Origin of the sequence: Scytonema sp. PRP1 (genome assembly GCF_036697665.2) — a bacterium.
GTDB classification, from domain to species: Bacteria; Cyanobacteriota; Cyanobacteriia; order Cyanobacteriales; family Nostocaceae; genus Kalymmatonema; species Kalymmatonema gypsitolerans.
In genome coordinates this window covers 1-2,666 of sequence record NZ_JBAHYJ020000045.1, presented here as the reverse complement: position 1 = coordinate 2,666, position 2,666 = coordinate 1, and the positions used below count along the sequence as shown (strand labels likewise).

Here is a 2,666-nt window from a genome sequence, read left to right as displayed (position 1 = left end):
TGACTTTGAACTGACTGACTTCTATTTGGAGGTCTTGAGCGACCTGACGCAGTTGGTCAAAGGAAGCGGCAACTTGGGCAGCTTCTGTGGAAGTGCGGTTGGCTGTCAGCACGACCCCTTGCATAGTTTGAGTGACGGTTCTGGACGCTTCAGTCTGCATGGTTGCGGCTTGAGCAATGGCTTTCACCTGACGACTAATCTGAGCCGTAGCCGCCGTAATCTTGTTGAGGCTCTGTCGGGTTTCATCAACCAGTCGAGTGCCGCTGACAACCTGCTCAGTGCCCGACTCCATCGTTGCAACCACTTCATTGGTCTCGGCTTGAATGCTGGCAACGAGCTTCCTGATTTCTTCGGTTGCTTCTGCTGACTGTCTGGCGAGGGCACGCACTTCTGCGGCGACGACGGCAAAGCCACGCCCTTCTTCTCCAGCACGAGAGGCTTCAATCGATGCATTGAGGGCGAGCATGTTGGTCTGAGCGGCAAAGCTGCCAATCAACTCGACGACGGCTGAGATGCGTTGGGAGGACTCACCCAGGTGTTTGACCTTCTTGGCGGTTTCAGCCACGGTAGCGCGAATGGCTTGAATGCCATCGACGGTGCGGTTCATCGCGGCATCGCCTTCATCGACGGTTTGGGCAGCTTGCTGAGCAGCAGCTTCGGCTTGTTCGGCACTGATGGCGACCGCTTGCACCACGTCCGACATTTCTTCAATGCGAGTGAGCGCGGCAGTAATTTCAGCGGCTTGGCGCAAGGCTTCTTCGGAGAGGTTTTGGACAGCGGCTTCGTTATCGCGGGTGGCATCGTCTACTTGAGTAGCAGCGGCCTGCACCTGAGCGACAATCTTCTGCAAGCTCTCGACGGTGGCGTTGTAGGAGTCAGCGACGGTGCCAATCTCATCGGCGGTGACGCGAGCGCGAACGGTGAGGTCGCCCTGACGGATCGGGTCTACTTCCTGGAGCAGTTGCAGCGCGCGTTGCTGTAGCTCTTCTCTGGTTTGTTCGGAGAGGTCTTTAGCTTGGTCGGCGCTCTCTTTGGCTTGCTGCAACTCAGCGGTGCGTTGAACGACTCGTTGCTCCAGTTCTTGGTTAGTTGCTTCGAGGGCTTGGTTGGTTTCTTCGAGGGCGCTGAAGGAGTCTCGCAGTTGGGCTGCCATCTGGTTGAAGGAGTAGGCGAGTTCACCCAGTTCATCGACTCCTTTGACTTGCACGACCTGGTCTAACTCTCCCTCGGCGATCGCCCTGGATGCCTGATTCAACTCCTCTATCGGTCGCGTTACCCATCGCGAGGTGAAAACGCCCAACACAATGGCAACGCCCAGCGCACCAAAACACAGGAGGACTGTGGCTTGCGTACTCTCATTGATTTGAGCCATAAAGTCTGACTCTGCAATCACCACCCCGATGAGCCAGTCAATTCCCCCGTCATCCTGGTAGGGGGTGACTTGCAGGAAGTACCTTTCACCCTCGTAGGTGAACTCTAGCTGGGTCTGCTCTTGGATCGCATCCAAACTGCCAGTTGCTTCGGTCAGGTTATTGACGGTCGTACGAATCAGAGGATTATCGCTGGCGATCGCTTCAATACGCTCTGGCTCTTCCTGTTCCGCAGGCGTAAATACCGGATCTAAATCTGAACTGGCAACGAGCAATCCAGAACGTTCGACGACAAACGATTGCCCCGACTCTCCCAATTCCAGACTACTAAGGTATCGACTAATATCATCCAAATATACGTCCACCCCGACTACTCCAGTCACCCCACCGTTTCCGACATAGACTGGCTGACTTGCGGTGATCACGGGTTCCAAAGTCGTAAAATCTGGATAAATTTCACTCCAAACCGCTTCCCCAGAATTGACAGCCGCTTCATACCAGGGACGACCTGTAGGGTCATAGGGTTCATTGTCGCTGTTACGCAATTCAAGAGCGCCAGTATTTGGGTTGAGGTTGTAGTAGTCACCGATATAGTTGTTTGCCTGATCAACAAGTTGTATCTCCAAAACTCGGTCTTCACCTGACCGAAAAGCCCCGATAAACTCCCGCTGTTGATTGCCGTAATAAATCCCACTAACCAACTCAAACGGGCTTCCCTGCTGCCAAAAGTGCAGTTGACTCTGGGAGTTTCTCACTTGAATCTGCCCCTGACGAACCACTTCAGCGTTAATTTCGTTAATTAACTTGGGCGTTGCTAGAGAGCTTTCTAAATGCTGCTGAACTCGCGCTGAGGTTTCATTCCGAATCTCCGCTGCCAGATCGTTTACCGTTCTTTGCCCACTGCGAAAGAAAGAAAACCAACCAAACCCACTGCGCCAAAGATTTGGACGACGAAGGGCACAATCAACAGCAATCGCAACGGCAGTTTTTGCCTTTTGTCTGAGCGGGGTGAAGGTAGCACCACCAGATCGGCGGCGTAATCCTTGGCGGATAACCGGACAAATTACCAGAGGGAGCCTTGGGAGGAAGGTGAAGGAAGTACAACGGCTGGCTGTGCTGATGTGGTTTGGCGATCGGACAAATCGGCAGACACAGTCTGGGTCTCGACAGATTTGAGAAAAGAAGGTTTCGAGGAAACTTGAGTCATAGGAAGCGGGGGTTGGGTATTTGGGAGAGGAGGTAGGGTTTTGCTTTGCTCGACCCAACAAAGGGAACAGGGGAAGGGAAAGGCTTAGT

The 2,666-nt window shown here is 53.6% G+C and carries 1 protein-coding gene; it reads right to left on the bottom strand.

Annotated elements, in window-relative coordinates; translation table 11 throughout:
* The coding region (locus V5G28_RS08775) for a methyl-accepting chemotaxis protein (protein WP_336230135.1) at positions 1–2,666 on the bottom strand (2,666 nt) is incomplete at both ends.